A 24,422-nucleotide genomic window follows, 5' to 3' on the forward strand; every position below is an offset into this window, starting at 1 on the left:
CTGCATATACTGCACGACTGTGTAATATATAAAACCTACGGAGAAAGCGGGTGCGAAAACAATATTTAAAGCGCACTTTAGTTGGTGCTGTGGTGACATTAAGTCTCTCTGGCATGCTAACTGGGTGTAACAAAGCCATTTCCGAGCCGTCTGAACCTTTAATCAAACCTGTAAAATTACTGGCGGTGAAAGATCTAGAAGTTGAAGACTCGCATGCCTTTTTAGCGCGTATTGATGCGACACATCGCGCACAGCTTTCTTTTCAGGTGGGTGGTGAGGTCGATGAATTACTTGTTCGCATGGGCCAAGAGGTAAAAAAAGGTGAAGTGCTTGCAACGTTAGACCCTAAAGATCTTCAGCTTGCGTTAGACGCCTCTCAAGCACAATTCGCGTTAGCAAAAACGCAATGGGAGCGCGCGAAAAACCTTTATGGAAAAAAGCTGATTAGTACAGATGAGTACGACCAGAAAGAAACTCAATATAAAGCGGCATTGGCAAACTACGAACAAGCCAAAACAGATTTGAGTTATACCAAGATTCAAGCACCTTTTGATGGCATCGTGTCATACACCTACGTTAACCCGTTTCAAGTGGTCGCAGAGAAGCAAGAGATCCTGAATCTTATCGATAACACGACCTTAGATGTGTCGTTCACACTGCCAGTCAGTTATGCGGAATCCGTATCACTTGAGTCACTGCAAAACTCCGATATGTGGGTGACGATGGATAGCGAGCCAGGAAAACGTATCCCTGGAAAATTTAAAGAAATTTCGACTCAGCCAAATATCGATACCAACAGTTATGAGGCGATCGTAACCATCACTCGACCAGAAGATCGCAATTTGCTAACAGGTATGACAGGGCAGGTGCACGTAGCTAAACAACATCTATCGGACGCGATGACGTTGCCTCAATCTGCTTGGGTAAACAAAAAAGAGACGCAAGGCGAAGTGTGGGTAATGGACAGAAACACACAGCAAGTTAATAAAGTCACTGTGTCTCTTGATGCCTCTGGAGGTGTGAAAGCAGGGCTTGATAACAATGATTACGTTGTTGTTGCTGGCGTTGAACGACTGGTCGAAGGACAAGTCGTGAAAGCTTGGGTTCGTGAGGGAGGCATTTAATGAAACGATCTCTACTTACGATCTCTGCAATTGCGCTTGCAGTTTTAACGGGTTGCAAAAATGAAAACCAAGCTGTCGTCGAGCAGCCGCTTTTTGTGTCGACTATCTCTGTGGATGCGCCGGTACAAAGCCAATATCGAGCTTTTAAAGGAATAGTTGTACCAGCAGAGCAAACGCCTATGGCATTCCGCCGCGCGGGAGAAATTCAACACGTGTTGGTGAAAGCAGGCGACGTTGTTAAGCAAGGCCAAATGATCGCAAAGCTGGATGACAGTAAAGAAAAGCAAGCCGTAAATGACGCAGAAGCGCAATATACACTGGCGATTCGTCAGCTCAAACGCGGCGAAGACCTACACGCACGTCAGATGATCTCAAAGGCCGAGCTTGATGAGCTAACGGCTAATAAAGAGTTGGCAGAGGCTAATTTCTATAACGCCACCAATCAATTGAACTACACCCGTTTATTCGCCCCGTTTGCCGGTAAAGTGTCTGACGTTTTCAAAGAGCGTTTTGAACGTGTGGCAGTTGGGGAGCCGGTTTTGAACCTATACCAAAACGATTTGGTGTACGTGCGTATTGAGCTTTCCGACAATGTTCTCGCTATGGTGGACCCAAATTCAGACAACATGAGTTACAAGCCCAGAGCAACCTTCTCCGGCATTAATGACACATTTGCTTTGGACTATTTAGAGCACACAAGTGAGCCTAACTCCGAAACTCAAACTTACGAAATGTATTTGACGATGCCGCAGCCAAAACCAGAGATATTGCCGGGAACCAGTGTCAGTGTTCTGGTTGATATGGTGAAAGCGGGGATTACCTCCATCGATGGTTACAGTATTCCAGTGACGGCGCTTCAAGCGGGCAGCGAAGAGAATGAGTTCTTTGTATGGAAAAAAGAGGGTGACGTTGTCACCCGGGTGCCTGTGATGATTTCCCAAGTGAATGGCAACGGAGCCATTGTGTCGTCAGGAGTTAAGCAAGGCGACGTTCTGATTAATTCAAACCTACGTAAATTACGTGAAGGTAAACATGTGGATGTTGTGGAGAATAAACAATAATGAACATTGCTGAGTACTCAATAAAAAATAAAGTCATCAGCTGGTTGTTTATTATTATCCTTGCTGTTGGTGGTCTAACGTCGTTTTTGGAGCTTGGGCGACTAGAAGACCCGGCATTTACGATTAAAGATGCCATGATCATTTCAACATACCCTGGCGCGACGTCGAAAGAGGTTGAAGAAGAGCTGACGTATCCTTTAGAAAAAGAGATTCGAAAGCTTCCTTATATAGACAAAATTACCTCTACGTCTTCTGATGGTATGTCTCAAATCACGGTCAGTATGGAAATGGACTATGGTCCTGATGAACTGCCGCAAATTTGGGATGAAATGCGCCGTAAAATTAATGACTTGCGACCAACTTTGCCTCAGGGCGTACAATCTTTGCAGATCATTGATGATTTCGGTGACGTTTATGGCGTGATGCTGATGCTCACTGGTGACGATTACGATTATGTCGAGCTAAAACGCTATGCTGATTACCTGACTCGTGAAATCGAGCTGGTTGATGGCGTAGGAAAGGTGGATATCACGGGCGATCAGCAAGAAATGCTATTCGTTGAGATCTCACTTGATCGCCTTGCGGCATTGAACTTAGACATGAACGTGGTTGCGAGCTTGTTGAACCAACAAAATAATGTGGTTTCAGCAGGGGAAGTGATGGTCAATGGCGAAAGCCTTGTCATTCGTCCAAGTGGTACCTTAAACACCGTAGAAGCGCTAGAAAACTTGATCATTCATGGTCGTGACACTGGGAACCTAATTCGTCTAAAAGATGTAGCAACGATTTCTCGTGGTATCCAAGAGAAGCCAAGCAACGTCGTACTCTTTAACGGTCAAAAAGCAATTAATATCGGTATCTCGTTTGCGTCAGGTGTGAACGTGGTTGAGGTTGGCGAACGTTTGGATGCGGAGCTTGCGAGCCTTGAGTCTATCAAGCCTGCTGGCATCGATATGAACTACTTTTACAACCAAGCCAATGAAGTGGATGAGTCCGTTAAAGCGTTTGTGATTAGCCTAGCAGAGGCTGTGGCGATCGTTATCATCGTTCTGCTGTTTACGATGGGATTACGCAGTGGTGTCATCATTGGCGTCGTGCTGTTATTGACGGTGTTCGGTACCTTCATCTTGATGAACTACAACAATATCGAGCTGCACCGTATTTCTCTTGGCGCGTTAATTATTGCTCTGGGTATGCTGGTTGATAACGCGATTGTGGTCGTGGAAGGCATCTTGGTTGGCCTAAAAAAAGGGCGCACTAAAGTTCAAGCGGCCGTCGATATTGTAAAGCAAACACAGTGGCCTTTGCTTGGCGCAACCATCATTGCGATTACGGCTTTTGCACCTATCGGTTTGTCGCAAGATGCAACGGGTGAGTTCATGGGCTCTCTATTCTGGGTGCTGTGTTTCTCACTATTTTTGAGCTGGATTACCGCTATTACGCTGACGCCATTCCTCGCAGATCTATTGTTGAAAGAAGAGGACAAGGGCCAAGATACCAACGAAGAAGATCCCTATAAAGGTTGGCTGTTTGTTGTATTTGGCGCATCGCTGAAATTCGCACTGCGATTCCGTTGGCTCACGGTTGCTGGCATGGTCGCGCTATTAGTGGGTGCTGTCGTGGCATTTGGTAATGTAAAACAGCAGTTCTTCCCACCATCGAACACGCCGATGTTTTACGTTGATATGTGGATGCCAGAAGGTACGGACATCCGCGAAACGATCAAAAAAGCTGAAGAGGTAGAAAGCTACATTCGTCAGCAAGATGATATTGACTTTGTTTCTGCTTCAATTGGGCAGGGTTTGCAGCGTTTCGCTCTGACTTACCAGCCAGAGAAAAGCTACGAAGCGTACGCCCAGTTCCAAGTTCGCGCCACTGATCGTGAGAGCATGTTCGGTTTGTTGCACAAGTTAGACGCTAACCTTGCGAAGACGTTTGATGCACCGACATTTCAATTTAAATTGATGGAATTTGGCCCTTCACCAGCGTCTAAGATCGAAGCACGTATTACTGGTCCCGATCCGCAAGTTTTACGTGATTTAGCGGTGCAAGTTGAAGACATCCTTCATACCGACCCTGGTGCCCGAAACATTCGTCACGATTGGCGAGAGCGTACTAAGGAGCTGGTGCCTGTTTTCAATGAGTCTAAAGCTCGCCGCTTAGGCATTTCGAAAGAAGATCTTTCAAGCACACTACAAATGGCGTTTGGTGGTAGCACGTTGGGTTACTTACGCGATGGTACACACACTTTGCCAATTATGACGCGCCTTCCTGAAGAAGAACGCGTGGACTTTGAATCACTACAAAACGTGACCATTTGGAGCCCATCACTGCAAACGTATATTCCGGTCGACCAAGTGATTGATGGCGTTAAATTGGATTGGAGCGAGCCGCTAATTCAGCGTCGTGACCGCAAGCGCACGTTAACTGTGCTCGCTGACCACGATGTGTTGAGCGACGACACGGCGGCAAGCTTGTTTGCACGTGTGCAGCCTAAAGTGATGGCACTGCATATTCCAGAAGGTTACGAAATCACATGGGGTGGTGAGTATGAATCATCGAAAGATGCGCAAGAAGGTCTGTTTGGTTCGTTGCCGATGGGTTACTTGTTGATGTTCATCATTACTATTTTGCTGTTTAACTCAATTAAAAAGCCGTTGGTCATTTGGTTCACCGTGCCGTTGGCGATCATTGGTGTTGCCTTTGGTTTACTTACCACTAATATGCCGTTCAGCTTTACAGCATTCCTTGGTTTGCTGAGCCTAAGTGGCATGATTTTGAAAAACGGTATTGTGTTGCTTGATCAAATTAACCTTGAGTTGGAATCAGGGAAAGAGCCTTACCTCGCGATTGTCGATAGTGCGATCAGTCGTGTTCGTCCGGTAAGTATGGCTGCTCTGACGACCATCTTGGGGATGATTCCACTCGTCTTCGATGCCTTCTTTGGATCGATGGCAATAACGATTATGGCAGGTCTTGGTTTTGCTACAGTACTGACACTGATTGTAGTGCCAGTAATGTTTGCGATTCTGTTTAGGGTAAAACCGACCACTGCATAGGGACTCCTGGCTATTTGCCAGCTTCCTGCCTAGCCCTGAAGGTCTTCTTCAGGGCTTTTTTGATCTTACCAATGTACACCAATCCATTCATTTACTTGATTCTAATGATTTTCTTACGAATGCAATGCAAATCATGCGTATACTGATGGAACGATACATCAAAGAGCGAGATAACATGAACAAGCGCGTATTACACGGACTCTTCTTCGTCGGTTCTTTCACCTTGGTCGGCTGTACTACGACAGACAGTATGACTACAGAAGAGGCTAAGCAAGCCGTTCCTAAAATCAACAGCGTTAGCACTGAAGTCATCTCCAACTGGATTGATAGCAAGGTTTTAGCGCCTGAAGGGCTTTCACTCGAACAAGACAATCTACGTTATATATCGGGTAGCGCCGACTTAAACAGCGATGGCAATGCAGAACACATTGTATTGCTACAGGACCGTTATTTCTGTGGCAGCGGTGGTTGTGCAGCTTATATGTTTGATAATGAGGGGAACGTTATCAATCGAATGTCTGTCACTCGCACGCCTATTGTACTTGCAGATAGTTACAGCAATGGCTGGCAAGATTTCATCGTTTGGAGTAATGGCTCATATCGACTCATGAGTTACAACGGTGAATCTTACCCGAGTAACCCTTCTTTGGAGCCAAAGGTGGATCGTGACTCAAACCAGCAGGCGGCAATTGCGAATGTAATGGCGACAGAGCTTTATCAGCAAGATGGCTATGACATTATGCCCGCTGATTCGAAAACTTTGTGGACGCCAGCCAATGTATACCACTTCACCTTTAAACATTACGGTGATCCGCATAGTACTTATAAAGCGACGGTGGATATGAATAGTGGGGAAGTAGACATTGTTGCCGTTCCGGCTGCGGAATAAAAAACACCTCCCTTAACCGGAATTAAAGGGAGGTGCTGAATGCCAAATTCGAGGGTGGCATTGTTAAGCGGAGTAATTCTGTTTATGCCGCGACTTCTTGTTTGGCTTCTGCTTTGCTTTTTAAGAAAGCGTAAGTAAAGCCAGTTACTGCTGTACCAGCTGCGATAGCCACTAAGTACATTAACACTGGTGAAATGGCGTTAGGGATTAACAGTACGAACAGACCGCCGTGTGGTGCCATTAATTTTGCACCGAACAGCATGGATAGGGCACCAGTAAGCGCGCCACCTGCCATACAAGATGGAATCACACGCATTGGATCTTTGGCGGCAAATGGAATTGCGCCTTCAGAGATGAAACACAGGCCCAATACAAATGATGCTTTACCAGCCTCACGTTCATTTTGTTCAAATTTGTTCTTCGCAATGAAGGTCGCTAAACCCATACCTAGCGCAGGAACCATACCTGCTGCCATGATTGCTGCCATTGGCGCGTAAGTTTGCGAAGCCAATAGACCGACGCCAAATGCGTAAGCGGCTTTGTTTACTGGGCCACCTAGGTCGAAACACATCATCGCACCAAGGATAATACCTAGCAGAACTGCACTGTCAGATCCCATGTTGTTTAGGAAGTCAGTCAGGCCGTTCATGATGCCTGAAACTGGGCCACCTACGATGTAGATCATCACAAGGCCGGTGAACAGTGTTGCCACAAATGGAATGATCAGAATTGGTTTAAGCGCTTCCATCGATTGTGGGAGTTTTACTTTGTCCGCAAGGAGCTTCGCTGCATAACCGGCAATGAAGCCCGCTGCGATACCTCCTAGGAAACCAGCACCCGTTGAACTTGCTAGCATACCGCCAACAAGACCAGGAGCCAGGCCCGGACGGTCAGCAATTGAGAACGCGATGTAACCCGCAAGAACAGGAATCATCAATGCGAATGCAGAGCCACCACCAATGTTCATCAATGCTGCAGCTAGCGTGCCTTCTTCTTTAAATGCTTCAATGCCAAACACGAACGATAGGGCGATGATCAAACCACCAGCGACAACCACAGGCAGCATGTGCGATACCCCTGTCATCAAGTGTTTGTAAGCGCCTTTCTTCTCGTCTGCTGCCGAAGCAGAATTTGCAGAACCTGAATGTTGGTAAATCGTGGCTTGCTCGAATGCTTTGTCCATCTCTTCGGCTGTTTTCTTCAGAGCTGGGCCTGTTTTCGTGCGGTACATCTTTTTGCCGTTGAAGCGATCAAGTGGCACTTCGATATCTGCAGCAATGATCACTAGATCAGCGTCTGCGATGTCTTGATCTGTCAGTTGGTTTTTCGCACCAACTGAACCACGAGTTTCCACCTTGATTTGATGGCCACGGCGTTTGCCTTCTTCTTCTAGCGCTTCTGCTGCCATAAAGGTATGCGCAACGCCAGTAGGACAAGCGGTGATTGCGACAATTTTCTTCGCTGCTGATGTTGCTTCAGGAGTGATAGGGGCTGCAAGTGTGGTTGCTTTTTCAAGTAAAGTGGCGTTTTCAACCGCTTGCTGGAGAAACGCAGTTGCGTCTTTTGCTACTTCGCGGATTTCCGCTTGGTAAACCTTTTTCCCTACGAAACGAGAAGTATCCACGCAAGTATTTGCCGCAATGATAATGACTTCTGCTTGCTCAACGTCAGCTTCCGTCAGCAATGTAGGTTCAACCACACTTGATTGACATTCGATTTTTGCATTCCAGGTTAATTTTGCGGCTGCTTGTTCTAGTAACCCTGCCGCAAGGATGCTATTTGCAACACCGCTCGGACAGGCAGTAATAATGGCAATATTCATACGATAACCTTCTGTTCCTTAGTTTTGTTCTAAGTTTGTAATAGGGTAAAGCTCGCTAACTTCAGTTTGCTGCTTGATGTTCTCCAGTTCTTCCTGACTGGTTAGCCCTACGCCGACTTGACTAACTGCCAAGGCAGAAAGTGCTGTAGCGAAGCGCAATAAATCGTTTTTCGGCATCAGTTGCATGTGACCCCAACACAAGCCAGCAACTAGCGTATCGCCAGCGCCAACGGTGCTTACCACATTCATTCGAGGGGGTTGTGCACGAAGCCATTCGCCTTGGTTTAGCCACATCACACCGTCAGCGCCCATGGAAACCACGATGTTCTCGATGCCTTTGTCACTGAGTGTTTGCGCGGCGGCTTGGCATTGTTCTGGTGTTTCTAGGTGTTCGCCGACAAAATCACCAAGTTCTTCATCGTTAGGCTTAATCAACCATGGGTGAGCCTCAATACCTGATTTCAATGCGGCTTTACTGCTGTCGAACAACACCTTTTTGCCTTGTTGATGCAGTGCTTTTATCCACGCAGCACATTGTTCGGCGGTTACGCCACCAGGTAAGCTACCCGCAAGCACAAAGTAATCGTGAGTCTCTGCGAGACGGAATAGCGTCTCCTCAAAGCGAGCAATTTCGTCAGCCGTTACTTGAACACCAGGGAAGTTAATGTCACTAACGTTGCCACTAGCCTCCACGAGCTTGACGTTGATACGAGTGGCACCTTGTACTTCTATAAACTCATTCTTAACGCCGATGTCATTGAAAAGCTGATGGAATAGCTCAGGGTTATCTTTACCAAGAAAGCCGGTAACCGTGACATCTGCGCCTAAATCGCTCAACACTTTTGCTACGTTGACACCTTTACCTGCAGCATGGAGATTGCTTTGCTGCACTAGGCTCACGGAACCAACGTTTAGCTCATTTACTGAACCTGTTAAATCCAATGCCGGGTTGAGCGTAATAGTGACAACTTTACTTGTTTTGTTCGTCATATCGGCTCCTTAACCTTCACCAAGGCCAGAAGCGATAGCATTCCCGATAGACTCCAAGGCTTTTGGTGCATCAGGGCCTTCCGCAGTGAATTGAAGTTGATGGCCGTGCTTAACCCCAAGCGCAATGACTTTCATTAGGCTCTTCGCGTTTACTGTTTTGCCATCACCGTCTAGGTTGGCAACGCGAATGGTGGATTCAAATTTTTTCGCTTCCGCCACTAACATTGCACCCGGACGAGCATGTAAACCATGAGAGTTTTTGATTTTAAATACAGCGGTATTGCCTTCTTCTGAAGATGCGGCTGTGGCTTCTTCACTTTTAAACAAAGCAAGAATCTGTTCTACTGATGCATCTAAAAGCTTGCCGTGCTCATTGTTAAACACAATATTAGAAAGCGTTTTTAGGATAGGCTGGTGAGCATTGTTACATGCCGCAAACGCGACAAGTGCACGCACTTTTTGACCTTCATATTCGCAGTCGTTTGCCGTCGAGACAAATGACACGCCTGTGCGAGTTACATGTTTGTCACTGCCAATTAACCAAAGGCCATTACCTAAGTGAGTTGGTGTTTTGGTAACGAGATCTGCGACGAACTCGTTATCAGCACAGCCCGTGTTTTTCAAAAGACCACCAGCAACAGCACTCATTTGTAGCATATCGCTCGCAGGGAACATAAGTTGAATTAAAGAAGCGTCAAAGTCTGCTTCAAGCTGAACATCACCGTGGAGCAGGGCAATAATCTCGTCTTCATTTTTTGCATTACGTAGGCGTTCTTCTACGCCGTCAGCGCCTAGCACTTTCGTTAGCTGTTTAAGAATGCCAAGGTGCTCATCAGATTTAGCTGCAATGCCGATAGCGACGAATACCGTGTTACCATCGCCCCAGTCGACACCTTGTGGAAAGTGGTGCACAGCAACACCCGTTGTTTTCACCATTGAGCGAGTGTCAGTCGTGCCGTGCGGGATGGCAATACCGTTCCCCAAAAACGTTGAGTTTTGGTTTTCACGGTTTAGCATGCCTTCCACATAACCTTGTTCAACAAGGCCTTTATCAGTCAGGCTATGAGCAATACTCTTTATTGCTTCAAACTTATCTGTCGCTGATTGCGAGAGGGTAATGTCGTTCTTATTTAGCTTAAGCATGGTGCTTCTCCAGCCTTAAGGTATCAATTTAAAAATGTATTCTGTGTGAGAAGTTGAACGCTGCTTCTGCTGAGCGCTTATCACTCCTCAAACCATTCTATCTTTCAAGCTAAATCGATTCAGCTTATTGGTAAATTTTTTAAAAGACTCAGAAAAACTATTTTAAAAACTGACGTTAACAAATGAGTCTTTGGCGCTGTCCTATAGCCTAGCCTACAAATTGGTTTGTTGTGTATTCAGGTGATTTACGTCAATTTTTAAGTTTTGCTGAATCCTTTCAGCTTTTATACTGAATCGGTTCAGCTTATAATTCAACTTATCGAAAGATCGCTGATGTATTAATATGATCGCGCGCACAGAATAAGGTTTAGAATATGACACTGGATGAAATAGCCAAATTAGCAGGCGTTTCTAAGACAACTGCAAGCTATGTGATTAACGGAAAAGCGCAGAAATACCGCATCAGCGAGAAGACTCAGAAGAAAGTGATGGCCGTTGTAGAAGAATACAATTATAAGCCAGATCATGCGGCGTCTTCTTTGCGAGCAGGTAATTCACGCTCATTTGGGCTTATCATCCCAGACTTAGAAAACACCAGTTATGCGCGTCTTGCAAAACTGATTGAGCAAAACTCGCGTAAAGCAGGGTACCAAATTTTAATTGGCTGCTCTGATGATGATCCTGATACAGAGCAAAAGGTGGCGGAAGCGTTAGTCAGTCGTCGCATTGATGCGTTGTTTGTGGCAAGTGGTATGCCCACTGCAAACGAGTATTATCTTAAGTTGCAAAATTCTGGTACGCCAGTTATCGCGCTAGACCGCCCAATGGATGATGAGCACTTTTGTTGTGTCATCAGCGAAGATTTTGACGCCGCACTTGAACTCACTCAGTCAGTACTGTCCGAGGATATAAAGTCCATTGGCTTAATCGGCGCATTGCAAGATCTTCAAGTTTCAAAAGAGCGTGAGCTCGGTTTTCGATCCGCTTCTCAACAAGGTGGCAAAACGGCAACAGTGGGTTATGGACAACACTTCTCCCGAGAAGAAGGTAAGAAAGTCTTAGAGAGATGGCTAGCAGAGAACGAGCAGCCAGATGCCATTGTCACAACGTCATACACACTGTTAGAAGGTGTGTTGGATGTGATGCTCGAAAAGCCAGAACTCATGAGCAAAGTTCGCCTAGCGACGTTTGGTGATAATCGACTGCTGGACTTCTTGCCAGTGAAAATCAACTCTTTACCTCAACAATTTGAGTTGATCGCGGACAGTGCAATGGAGTTAGCGCTCAACGCTTCCGCCAAACGTTATAAACCGGGTGTTGAGTTGATTCCACGTAAAATTGTTAAACGTCACTAAACAGGTTACTCAAAGCTTTACTTCAGCCGTCAGCGCCACAAATGCGTGGTCGCTGGCGTTTTTATCTCTGTCATAAATCGGGTTGATCAGATGTTGGTTAGACACCTGATAATCAACAACCTCGGCAACCGATATATCTGATAAGGTGTCAAACTCTTGAGAGAGCAAGATATAGTCGAGCACATTCCCAGTGGAAAAATGATAATGCGTAGCGGGGCGTTCATCCTTCAGAGCGTCACTTTGTAATGACCATCCATCTTTGAGTTGCAACTCAGTGACGCTGTCACCAGTATTGGCTACCAATGCGCTATTAACACTGGTTGGAGTGATAGGTTGATTCATATCGCCCATTAACACCGTTGGCATTGGCTCCTTTCTATACCTTTTTTGCATCGCGTCTCTTAACATCGCAGCTTCCCAACCTCTTTGCTGGGTGGATAACCAGCGCCCCATAATCGTGCTAGACGTTTCTGGTTGTTCTGAGTCGGCTGGGCGTTGAGATTTTAGGTGCGTCACGTAAACGGCGATATGACCGAGTACAGGATGTATGACTTGGGCATAGATAGGTTTGCGACTGAACTCTGGAGCAACACTTACTCCAAAAGGCTCAAGCGTTGCTAAGTCAAACTCTACCGCTTGTACTTTTACTATTGGAAACCGAGATGCGATTGCCACAACAGGGCTTGAGTAAATGTACTCATCCTCAACATGTGGGGTGTCAACGGTCGCAAAGTAGGGGTAGCCGATGGTTGAAAAGAATGCCTGGGTCTTCTCGATACAGAATACTTCTTGTAAGCCAATCACGTCGCCTTCCAGTTTTTCAACTTGACGTTGCGTCCAAGCAAGTTTGTCTTGCCATTGCTCTAACGAGTAGATGTTTTCGAAATCATAGTAGGCATCAGGAGGTGCGACAAAATTAAACAAGTTAGCCGTGACAAAGGTAATTCTGCTTGGTTGAGACAAAGTATTCGCTCTTTTCAACAATAACTTGAAGAGTATATACCTTCAGACTGCGTAATTGCAGCTTCGTTTGAACCAAGCCTCGACATACAAGCTAACGAGCAGCAAGTTAAATGGGTTAAGAGGTACTCAAATGCCAAGGCTAATCGGTGATTGAGCATCGGCAGAGGTTTCTATTTTTAAGCATTGCGTTTAAACTTCAGGGCATCAAATAGTAAGAGTAAGTAACATGACCCAAGATTACGACCACGAAGAGTATTTAGAAGGCGAAGAGATTGAGATCGAAGCGATTGGCATCGACGTTGATGCGCATCCGATCGAACTGTACAAGCTTTTTAAAATCGCGAACTTGGTCAGCGGTGGCGGCGAAGCAAAGCATATCATCGAAGAAGGTTACGTCGCGGTGAATGGTGAGCTAGAAACACGTAAGCGCCGCAAGATGTATGATGGTGACTTTTTTGAGTTTAACCAGGAATATTATGTTGTGGTTTGCGATGCGCCGGTAACTGAACCTGAAACGGCAGAGCAAAAAGCGGAAAAGAAAGCGAAGAAAGAAGCGCAATCCGCACGTAAAGAGAAATCTCGCCAAAGCAAGCCTGCTAAAGGCTCTGGACCTAAGTCAACAGGCCGAAAAGCAGCGCATAAAGAGCGTAAAGCACAACAAAACGCGCTGTCGCAATCGGCGAAGAAAGGTAAGAAAGCTGAAAAGCCGCAAGCGACTCGTGATCCGAAGAGCGGACGTAACTCTATTGACTTTTTCTAAGCAAATTAATACCTAACTAAGCAGGTCATCGCCAAGCAAAACCCAAAAAGCGCCGAGTATATATCGGCGCTTTTTGGGTTTTACTGTATTGTAAGGGGGCAGTGTCAATGCACTGTCGTCTCAATGTTTAGGCTATCGGTCCAGTGATGAATGGCGCAAGGCTTACCTAAGTAAAAGCCTTGGTAATAATCCAAATCAAGTTGATACATCGCTTGCAGCTGCACGTCTTCTTCTACCCCTTCTATGATCACTTTTGCTCCCATATGAGCCGCGAGCTCAACGGCGCTATGTATGGAAAAGGTTTCTCCGGCGCAGTAATCAAGTAGATAGGAGCGATCGATTTTTATGATGTCAGGGCAGAGCTGCTGAACACGTGCGATATCAGAATGTTGAGCGCCAAAATCATCGATAGCAAAGATAAAGCCATTCGCTCTCATTAACTGCACGGCTTTGATCAGTAAATCAGTATCACCGCATGACTCTTCGACTACTTCAAACACCACGTCTGATGGGCTCATACCAAGTTCGGAAAGGCGCTTGTAAAGCAGGCCGTTGTCTTTAAAGCCCATGTCTTTGGTTAGGGTGAGTAGGGTTTGAGGCATGACATTGAGAAACAGTTTGATAGGCGTTCCTGCGAAACAGCGTGCAAAATTTCGAATGTGCATTGCTCTGGATAAAAACTCAACACACAATCGAAAGTAGGGATCGAGGCCATTGTTGGCCAGAAATACATCAGGACGAATTAACGAACCATCAATGCCACGAATTCGCAGTAGAGCTTCCATTCCAATAATACGCTGGTGCTTATCAAAAATCGGCTGATAAACACTGTGAAAAGTGAATTGATTGAGAACTACGTAATATTCACCAAGATTATCTTGCTTAATGTATCGCTCGTAGTCCGATTGATTCTTTAACTCCATGAAAAACGCCGAAAATTTAGCATCTTTTCAATGTAACAGGATGCAATTCTGATTTGAAGATTCAAATGTGTCTAATTACATATACGGTTGAGTTAATTTGAAATGGATTCCGATTTTGCTTCAATGTAGCGAAAAGTAAGTGACAACCCGAAACAAATCAAAAAGTAAGCAAGGCCGACAATCAGCCAAATTTCAAAGATATATCCTGATGAGTTTGCCATCTCTGTCCCAACGAAAGTCATTTCTTGTATAGAAATTAGCGAAACGATGGAGGTGTCTTTCACTAGAGAGATGGTTTGACCTGCAAGTGCTGGGGTGATGACTTTGAGCACTTGCGGCGCGATAACGAATCGGTATTTCACCCACCGAGACAAGCCCAATGAATCTGCCGCTTCCCACTGTCCTTGGTCGATACTTTGTAAACCTGCACGCACCACTTCTGCAACGTAGGCAGAAGATAGTAGGCCGACGCATAACACGCCAGAGGCAAGATTTTCCCAAAGGTTATAAGGCCCAAAAAGAAAGCTCTGTAGCGCATTTGGTTCGCTGTTATAGTTTCGTAGAATATCTTCCAAACCGAGTAACGGGATCAACTGGTTAGAAATGAAAAAGTAGAAAATAAAAACAAAAACCAACGGTGGGATGTTTCTTACCAACTGGATAAATGTGTTTGCAGGTGTGCGCAACCAAACGGAGCGAGAGAAGCGCGCTAAGCCTAGCAACGTGCCAAGTACTAACGCGAAGCTGATGCTCCAAATACTGAGCCTTAACGTCGAAATCAAACCTTGGAAGAAGTAGGGCAAACCACCATCGCCTCTGGGCGTAAAAAGTAGTTCAAACGCCTCTTTCCACTGCCACAAATAATGCACACCAACAGTGGAGCGATGGTACAGCCAAACGCCACCAATACCACAGATAATAAGCAGTACCCAATCTAGCGTGTTTAACCGCGATAGAAAGGAACCTGTGTTGGAATTAGTGGGTACTGTGCGAGTGGTGGTTTGTTCGCCCAAAAATTTGACTCCGATAGATGATGAAAAAGTAAAATGGATGATTGGAAAGTATAGGCTCGCGAAGACCACGAGCCATTTAGATTACTGGCCTCGCGCGACTTGATCTTGCCAATCTAATGTCGAGAACCAGTATTCATAACGCTGTTTTAACCATCCATCTTGGGTTCTTTCTTCAATCCATTTATTGAAAAAGGCTTTTTTATCTTCTTCTCCTAGGCGAACCGCAAAGGCTTCGTTACCTTTTGAGAGTCGCTCGGAGAATGGAAGGAATAGTTTGTCGCTGTGTTTCACTGTCTCATGCTCTGGTTTTGGGCTAGAAGCGATGACCGCATGGGCGTTACCATTCAGCACCTCTTGGAACGCTTGAGCGTCATCATCAAATTGCAGAATCTTCGCTTTCGGGAAGGTTTCTCTGGCTACTTGAACGGTGAACGCACCGCGACGAGCCGCTATTTTTACGCGTCGTGAGTCAAAATCGGAGAATTCGCTAAAACCTGAAGCCAGCTCTTTGTTCGCTGCCACTTGAACTCCAGAGTGCGAGTAGGGCTCAGTAAACAACACGCTTTTGGAACGCTCGGGCGTGACCGACATGCCACCGATGATCACGTCGAACTTTTTCGCCAGTAGTGCGGGAATAATGCCATCCCACGCGGTCGGTACAAATTCCACTTTCAAACCTGAATCTTCTGCTAAGCGTTTGGCAACATCGATTTCAAAACCGATTAACTCACCTTGCTTGTTGCGCATTGCCCAAGGGACAAATGTTGACATACCAACGCGCAAAGTGCCTCGTTCTTTGATTTGATCTACATTGGGTGTGGCAACATCTTCTTTCGCGATTGTAGGCATAGCGATGGCTAGCCCTAATAATGCAGTAATGGTCGCTTTGAATAACTTCATGTTATCTCCTTATAATTTGCGCCAACTGGCTCCGAGTTTGTGTTCTAGCCATGCAGACAAGCCAGAAAGTGATAGAGTGAGAGCAAGATAAATTGCTGCCACGGTAAACCAAATTTCAAACGGCATCGCCGTCTCAGAGACGATGTTGCGTGCCTGTGTTGTTAAATCAAAAATCGCCATCACGCTTACAATGGAAGAGTTTTTGATCAAAGAAACCACTTCATTGGTCAGTGGCGGTAATGTGCGCTGTAAAACCTGGGGCAAAATTACGTCTTTGTAAGTGTAAGACGGTGATAACCCGAGTGTTTGTGCTGCTTCGAATTGCCCTTTAGGAATACTCTTTAAACCTGCGCGGAATATTTCTGCAGTGTAAGCTCCTTGGAAAAGGGACAAAGCCAAAACGGCGGTGCTGAATCGGTCCAAACCAATCACGGGGCCAAACACGAAGTAAAGCAAATAGATTTGCACCAACAACGGCGTGTTACGTATTACCTCGACATAAGTGGTGCCAATAACATTGCCGACTTTCGAATCACTAAGTCTTAGTAACGCGATGACCAACCCCAACACTAAGGTGAAGAATAGACTAATGGCCGAGATGTTAAGCGTGACCAACAGCCCATCGATAAGTTCTGCCGGCCACCATTCGCCATCTTCATAAAAAGCGATGTAATCAGGTACGCGCTCCCATTGCCATTGATACCCCATAGCGTCGGCACCAGAGTCTAACACCCACACAATCGCGATGAAGAGGAGCGTCATTTGTAGTAAAGCTTGAAGGACAGGTTTGATTACGCGAACTATCATCAGTAACTTAAAATTTGGTTCAAAAATGCTTGGGTTCGTGGATGCTGTGGTGTCTCAAATAAGGCGATCGGTGAGTTCATTTCCACGATTTGGCCTTCATCCATAAATACCACGCGGTTCGCTACTTTTTTGGCAAATCCCATTTCGTGCGTGACGCAAATCATCGTCATTCCGCTTTGTGCCAGCTCAACCATGACATCCAACACTTCATTGATCATTTCCGGATCAAGTGCTGAAGTTGGTTCGTCAAAGAGGAGTAAGTCCGGTTCCATACATAAGGAGCGGGCAATCGCGACGCGTTGCTGCTGACCGCCAGAAAGCTGGATAGGATACTTACTCGCTTGCTCTTCAATATTGACTCGCTTGAGGTAATGTCGTGCGCGTTTTTCAGCTTCTTGTTTTGACAATTTGAGTGTGCGAATCGGCGCTAAGGTGAGGTTTTCCAGTACAGTCAAATGAGGAAAAAGGTGGAAGTGCTGGAACACCATGCCGATTTTACCGGGCTTGAGAGATTTTGCGTGAGAAGGCTGGTCAAACACATGAAGTTGGCCTTCTTGAATCGATTCAAGATGGTTGATGCAACGAATGAGCGTTGATTTTCCTGAACCAGAAGGGCCACACACCACGACGATCTCGCCAGAATGCACGGAGAAGTTGATATCTTTTAGAGCGTGGTAATCGCCATACCACTTGTTTACGTTGCTAAATTCAACGACGGGAGTGTTCTCTTTCAAAGGGGCACGCTATAAAGGAAAAATATCCTTCTACAATAGCAAGTTGTGCGCATTATTTCATTAAGAACAAGCTTATATTCAGGTTCTAAGATTAAGAACCTGCTCACTTTAGTGTTTGATAAAGTAATGTTTTAAGAATTAGGCACAAAAGCTATTACTAATAATGCAGTTCAACTGAGATACGGATAACGAACAACGATGGCAACAACAGACATCACCATCAATGTTTGTGCGGAATAGTAGGTCACCATGACGACTTGTCGCGAAAATACGGATCGTCCCCCGAAGCGTTCAAAAGCTAAGACGGTACCAGAAACGATGAAGATAAAGCTTCCGAGCACTGCAAATGAGGACGATTGTGTTTTTCCACTCAAATAATACTCGATAGCAGCCCAACACATGGTCATCAATACCAATATGTAGCTGGCAACCGGGAGCTTTTCTTGACCAAGGTCCGGTCGAAACAACCAATAGAAACACACACCGAGTCCAAATAAAGCAATAGGGAGCCAAGGCGTAAAATGCCAAGCGGACATGATGGTAAAACCGTAGCTATAGGAAAGATGGGCAGAGCAGAAGAGCACTAATCCGGTAATAAACTTATCTCTAGGGAGCATTAATAGTAGATCACCAAGCAACGAGAGCGATAAGCCAACCAAAATCCAATGCGTGTATGGCATATGATAGGCAGGAGACTGGATTAAAATCCCTAACATACAGAGCACTGGTAATGGTTTGGATACGTAGAAGACCCACTTAGGACCTTTACGGATACTGATGATATGTATGAATGCTAATACTACAACAACTAGCCACATAAAATGGATTCTCGAACAGACAAGCTAATGTAGTGGATAACTACAACAAATAAAAGGTCCATTAAATGAGTAAGTTAGACCTTTGAATTCAATTTTATTTTTTGTTTGTGTAAAGCTGGACAGTTGTCTCTTTACTGACCTACACGATCAATGAGTTTGTAGGGATTAATCGTTATTTTGAGGAGTTCCCGAATTTGAACGTGATGAAGCTTACAAAATAGCATAAAAAAACGGTATTGTGACCGTTAAGTCACAATACCGTTAAACCCTAGAAAGGGCAGTGAACTATTTTTGCTGTTAGGCAACAGCGAGTTCTAAAATTTCACGACTACGTTCAAGAGTAATCGCTTGGTTTTCACCGAGAACGGTCATTCCGTGTTTATTGAGTTGTTCGATGATGGCATCGATCGCTTGTTCACGACTTTCACCATAGTTTTCTAGCTTAGTTGCGACATCAAGTTGATGATAAAACGCTTCGATCGCTTCGATGGTACGTTCAGCAAGATCGTCTCCAGCTTCAAGTCCAAATACGTTGCGACCCATTTGCTCTAGCTTAGGACGTTTAAATTGCATTTGGTTGCGAAGTAGCGATGGTTGGACGATTGCAAGAGAACGTGCATGATCGACGCCCCATAGAGCCGTTAATTCATGGCCGATCATATGTGTCGCCCAGTCTTGTGGAACGCCACTACCAATTAACCCGTTCAATGCTTGGTTAGCAGACCACATTAAGTTTGCGCGCCACATATCGTCGTCTCGCTCGGCAAACTGTTCTCCGAGTGTTTTTAAGGTTTTCAGCAGTGTTTCTGCATAGCCATCTTGAACCATTGCGCCAGTAGGAAGCGTCAAGTATTGCTCACATACGTGCACCCATGCGTCAACAATGCCGTTGATCAACTGGCGTTCTGGCAATGTTTTCATTACATCCGGGTCTAACACCGCAAATTTAGGCTGTACTGCTGGAGACATGAACGGAAGTTTGTCTTGAGTTTCTTTTTTAGTGATAACTGCGCCCATGTTTGACTCTGAGCCTGTTGCTGGCAGTGTCAAAATTGCAGCTAGAGGCGTCGCTTCAGTGACTTGGTGTTTACCAATCATGATATCCCAGCCATCACCATCATACTTAGATGCTGCTGCTACGTATTTAGAGCCATCAATGACTGAACCACCACCTACAGCAAGAATAAAGTCAACACCATGTTCTTTTACCATTGCAACCGCTTTATCGAGCGTTTCTTTGGTTGGGTTTGGTTCAACACCAGAAAACTCTAGCCATTCATGTCCCTCTAGTGCTTCTGAGACTTGGTCGTACACGCCATTTTTTTTAATTGAGCCACCGCCGTATACCACTAAAACTTTTTGGTCGGATGGGATAGCTTCTTTGATTGCAGCGATTTGTTTTTGACCAAAGAAAATCTTGGTTGGGTTTACATAAGAAAAGTTCATTATTAGCCCTCTTGCTTCCAGTAAAGGAGATTGAATACGTGCATATTAGTCCTGATTAACGTTCGTTAATAGGTCGATTTCTGCAAATAATCTGCCTATTTCTACAAAATTGATGCTCTTGAGCTAGAAAGTTAAAGTCGAGAGGAAGTATAGTGCACGAAATGATAATAGAGACCAAACTCGTTGGTCATTGATGGAGCGCTCGAATGCACACTCTCGCAGATATCATGCAGCAATATGTTGAAAAGCAGGGACTGCATGACTTAGAAGGTATGAAGAAAACCGCAATAGATGGCGTATGGTTTTATCGCAGTAGCAAAGGAAATCATCGCCAGCCGTTTGTCTATCAGTCTGGAGTTATTGTTTTAGGGCAAGGACATAAGAACATTCATATCGGTGATACACCTGTCCAATATGGGCCCGATGATTACCTTGTCGTAGGAGTTCCCATGCCCCTGGAGTGCGAAGCGTTTGCGACAAACAATGAGCCTTTACTTGGCATCTCGATAGATATTTCGCCAACGCTTCTTCATAAGCTCGTTAAAAAACTTGAGGCTGAGAAATTCAGTAATAAGTGTCTGGACGCTACCCGTTGCGGCCTTAAATCGGTACGCATGAGCGAAGGTATGCTGGATGCATGCAAGCGACTAATGAGCGCGTTGTGTAATGAGCTAGATGTTGTCATGCTCGGTGATCTACTTCTTGAGGAAATTGTTTATCGCACTTTGGTAAGCAAAGAAGGGTATGTTTTATTTGACTTAGCACACCAAGAAGGCTCTTACGCTAGAGTGGCCAAAGCATTGAATCGTGTTCATCAAGCGTATCATGAACAGTTGAGCGTACAAACATTGGCTGAAGAAGCCAACATGAGTGTGTCTGCTTTCCATCAAGCATTTCGCAATGTCACGCTTGAATCTCCGTTGCAATACATTAAGAAAGTTCGACTTAATAAAGCGCGCGAGTTGATCCAGTTGGAGGGGCGACGTGTCAACGATGCCGCGAGACTGGTCGGGTACACGAGCCCATCACAGTTTAGTCGTGAGTACAAGCGACATTTTAATGAAACGCCAAGGTCAACAAAGGCTTAGTGATCTTTATTTCAAAATAACGACTTCTTTTGCCTTTTTTATTAATTTGCGAGTGACATATTTATTTGATTTATAAAATTAGTTACTGGTGCCAAATAATAGGTACGTTGTTGCAAGCATTTAGTGGATTGTTGCGAGGCGGTGTGGAAAACTCGTAAATAGATAGTGTGAAATCACCAACTTGTACTTAAGTTATTTTACGTCGAAATAAAAGTATAAGTGCGCTTTGTTTAGCGCATTTAGTATTGTTTTAACAATAACTTAAGGAAGAGCGATTATGCACCTTAAAAATGGCAACGCAGTGAAAAGCGTGTTCACACTAAGCACTCTCACCGCTTCTTGTCTTATGGCCTTCAATAGCTACGCAGCGGTTGACTGTGCCCCTCTAGAAACTTGGCAATCATCAAAAGTTTATAACGGTGGTGACCAAGTTCAACATGAAGGTAATGCTTACAAAGCACGTTACTGGACGCAAAACAGTAACCCAGCGCAATCTGGTGAGTGGGGCGAGTGGGAAACACTTGGCGCATGTGATGGCACCGGACCGGTTGATCCACCTCAGAATGAAGTCCCGACTGTTACTCTAACATCGCCTTCTGCGTCGGCTTCTGTGACTGCGGGGGATGTTGTTAACCTAGCTGCAGATGCAGCAGATACCGATGGTACTGTTAGCAAAGTAGAATTCTTTGTTGATGGCGTATTAGTTGGTCAGGCAACGTCTGCGCCTTATGCTGCGTCATGGACAGCGACTGAAGGCCAGCACGAATTCTCTACTAAGGCGTATGATGATGCAGGTGCAGTGAGCACAGCAAGCGCTGTGACGTTAACTGTGGCACCAGCACAACCTGGTAACGAAGCGCCGACAGTGGATGTTGCGCTTTCTGCTACTTCTATTGACTTAGGTGGCTCCGTCACACTGACTGCGAATGCCGCAGATGCGGATGGCACCGTTGCTAAAGTTGATTTCTATGTGGCGGGCGTCCTTGCTGGCACCGCAACAACTGCGCCATACACGCTTGATGTAACGCCTTCACAAGCTGGTTCGCTAAGTGTTTATGCGAGAGCAACCGATGATGCCGGAGCAACAGCAGATTCTGCACTTGCGACGTTAACGGTAAACGGTGGCGCGGTGACATCTAACTGTCGCCCTGATGGCTTGTATCAAACAACGGGTGTAGACGTTCCTTACTGTTCTATTTATGACGAAGAAGGTCGCGAGAAAATGGGCGCCGATCACCCACGTCGTGTGATTGGTTACTTTACTAGTTGGCGCGCAGGTGAGGACCCTCAATCGACTTACCTTGTTAAAGATATTCCTTGGGAGCAACTTACTCACATTAACTACGCGTTTGTGAGCATTGGTTCTGATGGTAAAGTAAACGTTGGTGACGTTAATGACCCTAACAACCCTGCTACGGGTAAAACTTGGCCTGGCGTTGAGGTAGATCCTGCTCTTGGCTTTAAAGGTCACTTTGGTGCGCTCGCGACTTACAAGCAAAAACATGATGTTAAAACGCTAATCTCTATCGGTGGTTGGGCTGAAACGGGCGGTCACTTCGATACGAACGGCAATCGTGTAGCTGATGGTGGCTTCTACACCATGACGACGAATGCGGATGGTTCTATTAACCATGCAGGCATCGAGAAGTTCGCAACTTCAGCCGTTGAAATGATGCGTCAGTACAAGTTCGATGGCCTGGATATCGACTATGAATACCCGACATCAATGGCTGGTGCTGGTAACCCTTACGACAAAGACTTCATGGAACCACGTCGTCAGTATCTATGGGCGTCTTACCAAGAGCTTATGAAAGTATTGCGTGAGAAACTTGACGCGGCATCCGCGCAAGATGGCATTCATTATATGCTGACTATCGCAGCCCCATCTTCAGGTTACTTGCTACGTGGGATGGAAACCTTCGATGTAACTAAGTACCTAGACTACGTAAACATCATGTCTTACGACTTGCATGGGGCTTGGAATGATCACGTTGGTCACAACGCGGCATTATTCGATACAGGTAAAGACTCGGAGCTAGCGCAGTGGAACGTATACGGCACTGCTGCATACGGTGGTATCGGTTACTTGAACACAGACTGGGCTTACCATTACTTCCGTGGTTCTATGCCTGCAGGTCGTATCAACATTGGTGTTCCTTACTACACCCGTGGTTGGCAAGGTGTTACTGGTGGTGAAAATGGTCTGTGGGGCCGAGCAGCACTGCCAAACCAAGCTGAGTGTCAACCAGGTACCGGTGAAGGTGAGAAGAACAACTGTGGTCACGGTGCTATTGGTATCGACAACATGTGGCACGATACCGACCCTAAAGGCAACGAAATGGGCGCTGGCTCTAACCCAATGTGGCATGCGAAGAACCTAGAAAATGGTATCTGGGGCTCATACGCAGCCGCTTACGGTCTTGATCCAGTTAACGATCCTTCGGATAAGTTTGTTGGTACATATACACGTCATTACGATAGCGTTGCTGTAGCGCCTTGGTTGTGGAACGCAGAGAAGAGCGTGTTCCTATCTACGGAAGATAAAGCTTCTATCGAAGTGAAAGCTGATTACGTTATCGATAAAGAAATCGGCGGTATTATGTTCTGGGAACTGGCAGGCGACTACAACTGTTACGTACTGGATACAAATGGTAATCGTACGGCAGTAGATGCAACTGAACAAGCTTGTGCAGCTGGTAATGGTGAGTACCACATGGGTAACACTATGACCAAAGCTATCTACGACAAGTTTAAGTCTGCAACACCTTACGGTAATAAAGTTGCGACGGGTCCAACACCAACAGAAGCGGTAGACATTACAGTCAGCGTTGGCGGCTTTAAGGTTGGCGACCAAAACTACCCAATTAATCCGAAGATCACGTTTACGAACAACACTGGTCAAGCGATCCCTGGTGGTACTGAATTCCAGTTTGATATCCCAGTATCAGCTCCTGATAATGCGAAAGATCAATCTGGTGGCGGTTTGAAAGTCATTGCTTCTGGACATACTCGTGCAAACAACATCGGTGGCTTAGATGGCGTAATGCACCGCGTATCGTTCTCTCTACCTGCTTGGAAAGATTTACCAGCGGGCGGTACTTACGAGCTTGATATGGTTTACTACCTACCAATCTCTGGTCCGGCTAACTACTCAGTGATTTCTGGTGGTAAAGAGTTTGCGTTCAAGTTTGAACAGCCAGAACTGCCAATTGGCGACCTAAATGCAGGCTCGGGTGATGGTGGTACTACTGAACCAGGTACGTGTGATACGACAGGTTTAGTGACATACCCAGCTCTACCACAAACGGATTGGGCTGGTAACCCAAGCCATGCTAACCAAGGTGATAAGATCATCCACAACGGTGTGGTTTACCAAGCGAACTGGTGGACAGCGGCTGAGCCGGGCACTGATGGTAGCTGGTCAACGGTATGTAACATCTAATCGTTTTTGATTAACTGTTATAGCCTAACGTTAATAGGCATTTAAACAAAAGCGCACGATAATGATCGTGCGCTTTTTTGTTGCG

At 45.6% G+C, this 24,422-nt stretch carries 19 protein-coding genes; 8 read left to right on the plus strand and 11 right to left on the minus strand.

From position 1 onward, the window contains the following. The first annotated feature begins 50 nt into the window (after positions 1-50). The 4 genes from NL643_RS12065 to NL643_RS12080 all read left to right on the plus strand — a co-directional run bounded on the left by NL643_RS12065 (position 51) and on the right by NL643_RS12080 (position 6,133). On the plus strand, positions 51-1,124 hold the full coding sequence (locus tag NL643_RS12065; RefSeq protein WP_253644474.1) for an efflux RND transporter periplasmic adaptor subunit: 1,074 nt from the start codon (positions 51-53) through the stop codon (positions 1,122-1,124). Continuing rightward, complete coding sequence (locus tag NL643_RS12070) at positions 1,124-2,185, plus strand: efflux RND transporter periplasmic adaptor subunit (RefSeq protein ID WP_006742271.1); 1,062 nt, start codon at positions 1,124-1,126, stop codon at positions 2,183-2,185. The genes NL643_RS12065 and NL643_RS12070 overlap by 1 nt, the downstream gene beginning before the upstream one ends. Then, positions 2,185-5,244, plus strand: a complete 3,060-nt coding sequence (locus tag NL643_RS12075) for an efflux RND transporter permease subunit (protein WP_074190632.1) — start codon at positions 2,185-2,187, stop codon at positions 5,242-5,244. The genes NL643_RS12070 and NL643_RS12075 overlap by 1 nt, the downstream gene beginning before the upstream one ends. A gap of 175 nt (positions 5,245-5,419) precedes the next feature. Next, entirely contained in the window at positions 5,420-6,133 is a 714-nt protein-coding gene (locus NL643_RS12080) for a hypothetical protein (protein ID WP_085343740.1), read from the plus strand. 82 nt (positions 6,134-6,215) lie between these two features. On the opposite strand, the gene fruA is transcribed toward NL643_RS12080, so the two are convergent. Genes fruA through fruB form a run of 3 tightly spaced genes read right to left on the minus strand, consistent with a single transcriptional unit; the run spans position 6,216 to position 10,088 of the window. Continuing rightward, positions 6,216-7,955 (minus strand): PTS fructose transporter subunit IIBC, encoded by a 1,740-nt coding sequence (fruA, locus tag NL643_RS12085; RefSeq protein ID WP_048625003.1) that lies wholly within the window; start codon positions 7,953-7,955, stop codon positions 6,216-6,218. 18 nt (positions 7,956-7,973) lie between these two features. Further along, positions 7,974-8,945, minus strand: coding sequence for a 1-phosphofructokinase (gene pfkB / locus NL643_RS12090; RefSeq protein ID WP_253644475.1), 972 nt, complete (start codon positions 8,943-8,945; stop codon positions 7,974-7,976). Between the two features lie 9 nt (positions 8,946-8,954). Further along, complete coding sequence (gene fruB / locus NL643_RS12095) at positions 8,955-10,088, minus strand: fused PTS fructose transporter subunit IIA/HPr protein (protein ID WP_253644476.1); 1,134 nt, start codon at positions 10,086-10,088, stop codon at positions 8,955-8,957. Positions 10,089-10,462: 374 nt separating this feature from the next. Between fruB and cra the strand changes: the two genes are divergently transcribed. Next, on the plus strand, positions 10,463-11,443 hold the full coding sequence (gene cra / locus NL643_RS12100; RefSeq protein WP_253644477.1) for a catabolite repressor/activator: 981 nt from the start codon (positions 10,463-10,465) through the stop codon (positions 11,441-11,443). A gap of 9 nt (positions 11,444-11,452) precedes the next feature. Here the strand turns inward: cra and NL643_RS12105 are convergent, their stop codons facing one another. Continuing rightward, complete coding sequence (locus NL643_RS12105; protein WP_253644478.1) at positions 11,453-12,406, minus strand: endonuclease/exonuclease/phosphatase family protein; 954 nt, start codon at positions 12,404-12,406, stop codon at positions 11,453-11,455. A gap of 226 nt (positions 12,407-12,632) precedes the next feature. Here NL643_RS12105 and NL643_RS12110 point away from each other — a divergent pair, with 226 nt between their 5' ends. Further along, positions 12,633-13,166, plus strand: coding sequence for an RNA-binding S4 domain-containing protein (locus NL643_RS12110; protein ID WP_054867581.1), 534 nt, complete (start codon positions 12,633-12,635; stop codon positions 13,164-13,166). A gap of 104 nt (positions 13,167-13,270) precedes the next feature. Here the strand turns inward: NL643_RS12110 and NL643_RS12115 are convergent, their stop codons facing one another. The 7 genes from NL643_RS12115 to NL643_RS12145 form a co-directional block, all read right to left on the minus strand. Then, complete coding sequence (locus NL643_RS12115; RefSeq protein ID WP_046876068.1) at positions 13,271-14,089, minus strand: EAL domain-containing protein; 819 nt, start codon at positions 14,087-14,089, stop codon at positions 13,271-13,273. Positions 14,090-14,181: 92 nt separating this feature from the next. Then, the gene (locus NL643_RS12120) at positions 14,182-15,102 is read right to left on the minus strand and encodes an amino acid ABC transporter permease (RefSeq protein WP_253644479.1); all 921 of its coding nucleotides are present in this window, start codon (positions 15,100-15,102) and stop codon (positions 14,182-14,184) included. A gap of 81 nt (positions 15,103-15,183) precedes the next feature. Further along, positions 15,184-16,002, minus strand: coding sequence for a transporter substrate-binding domain-containing protein (locus NL643_RS12125; protein WP_253644480.1), 819 nt, complete (start codon positions 16,000-16,002; stop codon positions 15,184-15,186). 9 nt (positions 16,003-16,011) lie between these two features. Beyond that, positions 16,012-16,809 (minus strand): amino acid ABC transporter permease, encoded by a 798-nt coding sequence (locus tag NL643_RS12130; protein ID WP_253644481.1) that lies wholly within the window; start codon positions 16,807-16,809, stop codon positions 16,012-16,014. Continuing rightward, the gene (locus tag NL643_RS12135) at positions 16,809-17,543 is read right to left on the minus strand and encodes an amino acid ABC transporter ATP-binding protein (RefSeq protein ID WP_020835258.1); all 735 of its coding nucleotides are present in this window, start codon (positions 17,541-17,543) and stop codon (positions 16,809-16,811) included. Before NL643_RS12135 ends, NL643_RS12130 begins: the two co-directional genes overlap by 1 nt. Before the next feature lie 170 nt (positions 17,544-17,713). Then, positions 17,714-18,361, minus strand: a complete 648-nt coding sequence (locus tag NL643_RS12140; RefSeq protein ID WP_104972557.1) for a lysoplasmalogenase — start codon at positions 18,359-18,361, stop codon at positions 17,714-17,716. A gap of 297 nt (positions 18,362-18,658) precedes the next feature. Next, on the minus strand, positions 18,659-19,807 hold the full coding sequence (locus NL643_RS12145) for an iron-containing alcohol dehydrogenase (RefSeq protein ID WP_006742257.1): 1,149 nt from the start codon (positions 19,805-19,807) through the stop codon (positions 18,659-18,661). 206 nt (positions 19,808-20,013) lie between these two features. Here NL643_RS12145 and NL643_RS12150 point away from each other — a divergent pair, with 206 nt between their 5' ends. Beyond that, positions 20,014-20,895 carry an AraC family transcriptional regulator gene (locus tag NL643_RS12150; protein WP_253644482.1) on the plus strand — a complete coding sequence of 294 codons (882 nt, stop codon included), beginning with the start codon at positions 20,014-20,016 and terminating at the stop codon, positions 20,893-20,895. A 277-nt stretch (positions 20,896-21,172) separates the two neighbouring features. Continuing rightward, the gene (locus NL643_RS12155) at positions 21,173-24,337 is read left to right on the plus strand and encodes a glycosyl hydrolase family 18 protein (protein WP_253644483.1); all 3,165 of its coding nucleotides are present in this window, start codon (positions 21,173-21,175) and stop codon (positions 24,335-24,337) included. Positions 24,338-24,422 lie beyond the last annotated feature (85 nt).

Origin of the sequence: Vibrio sp. Y42_MX_L11 (assembly GCF_024181785.1) — a bacterium.
GTDB classification, from domain to species: domain Bacteria; phylum Pseudomonadota; class Gammaproteobacteria; order Enterobacterales; family Vibrionaceae; genus Vibrio; species Vibrio diabolicus.